The organism is Mycobacterium sp. (assembly GCF_052145595.1).
Taxonomy (GTDB): Bacteria; Actinomycetota; Actinomycetes; order Mycobacteriales; family Mycobacteriaceae; genus Mycobacterium.
In genome coordinates this window covers 1-4,941 of record NZ_JBKQOI010000282.1, presented here as the reverse complement: position 1 = coordinate 4,941, position 4,941 = coordinate 1, and the positions used below count along the sequence as shown (strand labels likewise).

Below are 4,941 nucleotides of genomic sequence, written 5' to 3'. Positions count from 1 at the left end.
GCGCCCTGTCCAGCAGCTCGGCCAGGCCCTTCAGCTCGAAGCCCATCATCGACCCGCCCACGTGATCGGGGTGATGATGGGTCACCAGCACCCCGGACAGGCGCATGCCGTCGGCCTCGAGCGTGTCGAGCAGGTCACCGGCGGCGTAGGCGGGGTCGACCACCACGCAGTCCCCGGTCTGGCGGTCGCCGATCAGGTAGGCAAAGTTGCGCATCTGCGTCGCGAACATGTCGCCGGCCGCGAAATCGCGACCCGCGAGCAGTTGACGGAAGTACAGCCGGTCCTGTGACACCCGATCAGACTATGACTCGTTCCGGGACGCGTCCCGGCGACTTCGAATTCGGGCACACTTTGCTCCGAAGACGGCCGCCGTCCATCGGTTCGGCGTATCCGGGCTGGGTATTGTTGGTGCATGAAGAAGAGGGTCGAGATCGAAGTAGACGACGAACTCGTCCAAGAGGCGATACGTAGGTTCCATCTGGCCGATGCACGCGAAGCCGTTCATCTCGCATTGCGGACCCTGCTCGGCGAGACCGCCGACGGTGAGGACCAGGGCGACGAGTACGACGAGTTCAGCGATCCGAGCGCGTGGGAACCTCGCCGCGGCGCCGAGAGCGGGTGATTGTTATCACCGTCCGCCCATCCCACACTCGCCAACTCATCAGGGACCTGCCTGGGGCCGCGTTGGCGGTTTTGTGACGTTGCGCGCCAGGCTGTAACCTCTTTTAGGCCCGTGGCACGACTGGTGGCTTGGGCGAACGGCCCCCTTAGCTCAGTCGGTAGAGCGTTTCCATGGTAAGGAAAAGGTCAACGGTTCGATTCCGTTAGGGGGCTCGGCGGACGCCGAGCAGGCATGGCGGCCCCGAACCCAAAACGGGGTAACCCAGAGGCGATGTAGCTCAGTCGGTTAGAGCGAACGACTCATAATCGTTAGGTCGCCGGTTCGAGTCCGGCCATCGCTACAACACAACAACGCGGCTCGCGAGAGACGCGAGAAAGATCCGAGAGAGAACCGACATGGCTTCCAGTACCGACGTGCGGCCGAAGATCACCTTGGCTTGCGAGGTGTGCAAGCACCGTAACTACATCACCAAGAAGAACCGCCGTAACGATCCCGACCGGATGGAGCTGAAGAAGTTCTGCCCGAATTGCGGCAAGCACCAGCCGCACCGTGAGACACGCTAGCTCTCCCACGAGCATTTACACAGACTGACTAGGTAGGTTGTAGAGCCGTGGGATTGGCCACAGACATCGTCGGGATGCATTATCGGTATCCCGACTATTACGAGGTGGAGCGCGAGAAGATCCGTGAGTACGCGATGGCCGTCCAAAACGACGACGCCTCGTACTTCGGGGAGGACGCGGCGGCCGAACTCGGCTATAAGGGATTGCTGGCCCCGCTGACGTTCATCTGCGTGTTCGGCTACAAGGCGCAGTCGGCGTTTTTCAAGCACGCGAACATCGCGGTCGCCGACGCGCAGATTGTTCAGGTCGACCAGGTGCTGAAGTTCGAGAAGCCGATCGTGGCGGGCGACAAGCTGTACTGCGATGTGTACGTGGATTCGACCCGTGTGGCGCACGGCACCCGGCTCATCGTGACCAAGAACATCATCACCAACGAAGCAGGTGAGGTTGTGCAGGAGACCTACACGACCCTGGCGGGCCGTGCCGGCGAGGATGGAGAAGAGGGGTTTTCTGATGGCGCTGCGTGAGTTCAGTTCGGTGAAGGTGGGTGACCAGCTCCCGGAGAGGACCTACCCCCTGACCCGTCAGGACCTGGTGAACTACGCGGGTGTTTCGGGCGACTTGAACCCCATCCACTGGGACGACGAGATGGCCAAGATCGTCGGGCTGGACACCGCGATCGCCCACGGCATGCTGACCATGGGGCTGGGTGGCGGCTTCGTCACGTCGTGGGTCGGCGACCCGGGTGCGGTCACGGAGTACAACGTGCGGTTCACCGCCGTGGTGCCGGTGCCCAACGACGGCAAGGGCGCCGAGCTCGTCTTCAGCGGCCGGGTGAAATCGGTCGATCCGGAGAGCAAGTCGGTGACGATCGCGCTCACGGCCACCACCGGCGGCAAGAAGATCTTCGGGCGGGCCGTCGCGTTGGCGACGCTGGCATAGGCGGGCGTAGTTCATGGCGCTCAAGGGCGACATCCTCGGGATGACCTGGCACTACCCGGACTACTTCGAGGTGGGTCGCGAGCAAGTTCGCAGCTTCGCGCGAGCGACCAAGTGCGACGATCCGGCCTGCTTCGACGAGGCAGCGGCCGCCGAGAAGGGCTACCACGCCCTGGTCGCACCGTTAACTTTCGTGTCGATCTTCGGGAAACTTGTCCAGGACGATTTCTTCCGGAACGTCGACATGGGCATGGAGACGATGCAGATCGTCCAGGTCGACCAGAAGTTTGAATACCACAGGCCATTGTTTGTCGGCGACAAACTCTTCGGCTGCATGGAGGTCGAATCTGTGGACAAGCGTTTCGGCGCTGACATCGTCGTCACGAAGAACACCTGCACCAACGAGGATGGCGAGGTGGTCCTGATTGCCCACACCACCGTGATGGGACACGAAGGTGACGACTCCATGCAGCTCAAGTGGGACAAGGAATCCGGACAGATCGTCAGAACCGCGTAATTAGTATCTGACTCCTGTGCCGATGTACACTCGGACCTCGGGGTTTTCCCAGCATTAGCGCGCTTTCCGTGAGTCGAAAACAAACGGGGGCGCGCGCGTCATGTGAGCCCCCGGTAGGTAAGCGCAGGTTGGCCTGCCAACCGCGAAGGGGCGTAGCTCAACTGGCAGAGCAGCGGTCTCCAAAACCGCAGGTTGCAGGTTCAAGTCCTGTCGCCCCTGCTGAAGGCGAAGGCGTGCCATGGTGGACACTGGAAGAGTGCCCCACCACAGTGGGACCGCTCGCGGGACATTAGCAAACAAAGGAGCATGCGGTGAGCGACGAGGGCGACGCTGCCAACGACGCCGCAAGCGACGCTGGCGACACTGAGGACAGCCGCGCGGGCGCCGGTCGGACCGCCCTGGTGACAAAGCCTGCGACGCCGCAACGGCCCACCGGCAAGCGGTCCCGGCAGAGAGCGGTCGATGCCGACGAAGGCGTCGACGTCGAGTCGCCGGATGAGGCCGAGGTTTCCGAGGAAGACACGGCCAAGAAGGCCAAGAAAGCCAAGAAGGCCAAGAAGGCCGGGGTATCCGGGAAGGCCAAGAAACCGAAGAAGGCCGGGGACCGTTCGGCTAACCCGTTTGTGTTCGTCTACAACTACCTCAAGCAGGTCGTTGTGGAGATGCGGAAGGTGATCTGGCCGAACCGCAAACAGATGCTCACCTACACCTCAGTGGTGCTGGCGTTTCTGGCCTTCATGGTGACGCTGGTCGGTCTGGCGGATTTCGGCCTGACCAAGCTGATGCTGCTGGTGTTCGGCTGAGCGAGTGACAGAGAGGACTGAAAACCGTGACTACCTTCGACGGTGACACGTCCGCGGGTGAAGCGGTCGACGTGCACGAGGTCTCAGAGGCCTCAGAGGCCTTAGAGACCTCAGAGATTTCAGCTCCCGCGGAGCCGACTGACGACGAGGTCGACCCGGCCGCCGCGCTCAAGGCGGAGCTGCGCAGCAAGCCCGGCGACTGGTACGTCATCCACTCCTATGCGGGATACGAGAACAAGGTGAAAGCCAACCTCGAAACCCGCGTGCAAAACCTTGACGTGGGCGACTACATCTTCCAGGTGGAGGTGCCCACCGAAGAGGTCACCGAGATCAAGAACGGCCAGCGCAAGCAGGTCAACCGCAAGGTGCTGCCCGGCTACATCCTGGTGCGCATGGACCTGACCGACGACTCGTGGGCCGCCGTGCGCAACACCCCCGGGGTTACCGGGTTCGTCGGCGCGACGTCGCGTCCGTCGGCCCTCGCGCTCGACGACGTGGTGAAGTTCCTGCTGCCGCGGGGGGCGGCGAAGAAGGCCGCCAAGGGCGCGGCCAGCACCGCCGCCGTCGCGGAGGCGGGCGGGCTGGAACGTCCGACCGTCGAGGTGGACTACGAGGTGGGCGAATCGGTGACGGTCATGGACGGACCGTTTGCCACGTTGCCGGCCACGATCAACGAGGTCAACGCCGAACAGCAGAAGCTCAAGGTGCTGGTGTCGATCTTCGGCCGGGAAACCCCCGTGGAACTGACCTTCAACCAAGTCTCCAAGATCTAACCCCCAGGAAGGAACATCAAATTCTCATGGCCCCGAAGAAAAAAGTCGCTGGGCTGATCAAGCTGCAGATCGTGGCGGGGCAGGCCAACCCTGCGCCGCCGGTCGGACCCGCGCTCGGCCAGCACGGCGTCAACATCATGGAGTTCTGCAAGGCGTACAACGCTGCCACGGAGAACCAGCGCGGCCAAGTCATCCCGGTGGAGATCACGGTCTACGAGGACCGCAGCTTCACTTTCGCGCTCAAGACACCGCCCGCCGCCAAGCTGCTGCTCAAGGCCGCCGGCGTGGGCAAGGGGTCGGCGGAACCGCACAAGACCAAGGTCGCCAAGGTCAGCTGGAATCAGGTTCGCGAGATCGCGGAGACCAAGAAAGCCGATCTCAACGCCAACGACATCGACGCCGCCGCCAAGATCATCGCCGGAACAGCCCGGTCGATGGGCATCACCGTTGAATAGATCTGCATAACATTTCCACGCCCGTGGGAGGGCCAGCTTCGGCCCGCTTGCTAACCACGACCCAACATCAGATTGGATGAATCAATGAGCAAGGACAGCAAGGCATACCGCGCCGCCGCCGAGAAGGTGGACCGCACCAACCTGTACACCCCGCTGGAGGCGGCCAAGCTCGCCAAGGAAACGTCGTCGGCGAAGCAGGACGCGACCGTCGAGGTGGCGATCCGGCTCGGTGTCGACCCGCGCAAGGCGGACCAGATGGTCCGCGGCAC

General features: G+C 62.9%; 9 protein-coding genes, 3 tRNA genes and 1 pseudogene. 12 read left to right on the top strand and 1 reads right to left on the bottom strand.

The window, feature by feature from the left end:
• Positions 1 to 292 (bottom strand): MBL fold metallo-hydrolase (locus ACLP4W_RS24500; protein WP_442389983.1); only part of this gene is annotated, 292 nt, incomplete at its 3' end.
• Between the two features lie 120 nt (positions 293 to 412).
• Between ACLP4W_RS24500 and ACLP4W_RS24495 the strand changes: the two genes are divergently transcribed.
• From ACLP4W_RS24495 to ACLP4W_RS24440, 12 genes and pseudogenes are all read left to right on the top strand, one after another.
• Complete coding sequence (locus tag ACLP4W_RS24495; protein ID WP_442389982.1) at positions 413 to 622, top strand: type II toxin-antitoxin system VapB family antitoxin; 210 nt, start codon at positions 413 to 415, stop codon at positions 620 to 622.
• Positions 623 to 761: 139 nt separating this feature from the next.
• Positions 762 to 834, top strand: a tRNA-Thr gene (locus ACLP4W_RS24490).
• Positions 835 to 888: 54 nt separating this feature from the next.
• Positions 889 to 962: transfer RNA gene (locus ACLP4W_RS24485), tRNA-Met, on the top strand.
• Positions 963 to 1,017: 55 nt separating this feature from the next.
• Entirely contained in the window at positions 1,018 to 1,185 is a 168-nt protein-coding gene (gene rpmG, locus ACLP4W_RS24480) for a 50S ribosomal protein L33 (protein ID WP_066907182.1), read from the top strand.
• Between the two features lie 47 nt (positions 1,186 to 1,232).
• Positions 1,233 to 1,712, top strand: a complete 480-nt coding sequence (gene hadA, locus ACLP4W_RS24475) for a (3R)-hydroxyacyl-ACP dehydratase subunit HadA (RefSeq protein WP_442389981.1) — start codon at positions 1,233 to 1,235, stop codon at positions 1,710 to 1,712.
• Positions 1,699 to 2,127, top strand: coding sequence for a (3R)-hydroxyacyl-ACP dehydratase subunit HadB (hadB, locus tag ACLP4W_RS24470; RefSeq protein ID WP_442389980.1), 429 nt, complete (start codon positions 1,699 to 1,701; stop codon positions 2,125 to 2,127). The genes hadA and hadB overlap by 14 nt, the downstream gene beginning before the upstream one ends.
• Before the next feature lie 13 nt (positions 2,128 to 2,140).
• A complete protein-coding gene (gene hadC / locus ACLP4W_RS24465; protein WP_442389979.1) occupies positions 2,141 to 2,641 on the top strand; it encodes a (3R)-hydroxyacyl-ACP dehydratase subunit HadC in 501 nt (166 codons plus the stop codon).
• 146 nt (positions 2,642 to 2,787) lie between these two features.
• Positions 2,788 to 2,860 (top strand) — tRNA-Trp (locus ACLP4W_RS24460).
• A gap of 92 nt (positions 2,861 to 2,952) precedes the next feature.
• Entirely contained in the window at positions 2,953 to 3,444 is a 492-nt protein-coding gene (gene secE, locus ACLP4W_RS24455) for a preprotein translocase subunit SecE (protein ID WP_442389978.1), read from the top strand.
• A gap of 26 nt (positions 3,445 to 3,470) precedes the next feature.
• Complete coding sequence (gene nusG / locus ACLP4W_RS24450) at positions 3,471 to 4,217, top strand: transcription termination/antitermination protein NusG (RefSeq protein WP_442389977.1); 747 nt, start codon at positions 3,471 to 3,473, stop codon at positions 4,215 to 4,217.
• 26 nt (positions 4,218 to 4,243) lie between these two features.
• Positions 4,244 to 4,672 (top strand): 50S ribosomal protein L11, encoded by a 429-nt coding sequence (gene rplK / locus ACLP4W_RS24445; RefSeq protein ID WP_442389976.1) that lies wholly within the window; start codon positions 4,244 to 4,246, stop codon positions 4,670 to 4,672.
• A gap of 84 nt (positions 4,673 to 4,756) precedes the next feature.
• Positions 4,757 to 4,941 (top strand): annotated as a pseudogene (locus ACLP4W_RS24440) (50S ribosomal protein L1); the annotation flags it as partial.

What these genes read in the sequence shown, in the direction of transcription:
- ACLP4W_RS24495 (WP_442389982.1), top strand. Translation starts at nt 413, where the DNA reads ATGAAGAAGAGGGTCGAGATCGAAGTAGACGACGAACTCGTCCAAGAG.
- rpmG (WP_066907182.1), top strand. Translation starts at nt 1,018, where the DNA reads ATGGCTTCCAGTACCGACGTGCGGCCGAAGATCACCTTGGCTTGCGAG.
- hadB (WP_442389980.1), top strand. Translation starts at nt 1,699, where the DNA reads ATGGCGCTGCGTGAGTTCAGTTCGGTGAAGGTGGGTGACCAGCTCCCG.
- hadC (WP_442389979.1), top strand. Translation starts at nt 2,141, where the DNA reads ATGGCGCTCAAGGGCGACATCCTCGGGATGACCTGGCACTACCCGGAC.
- rplK (WP_442389976.1), top strand. Translation starts at nt 4,244, where the DNA reads ATGGCCCCGAAGAAAAAAGTCGCTGGGCTGATCAAGCTGCAGATCGTG.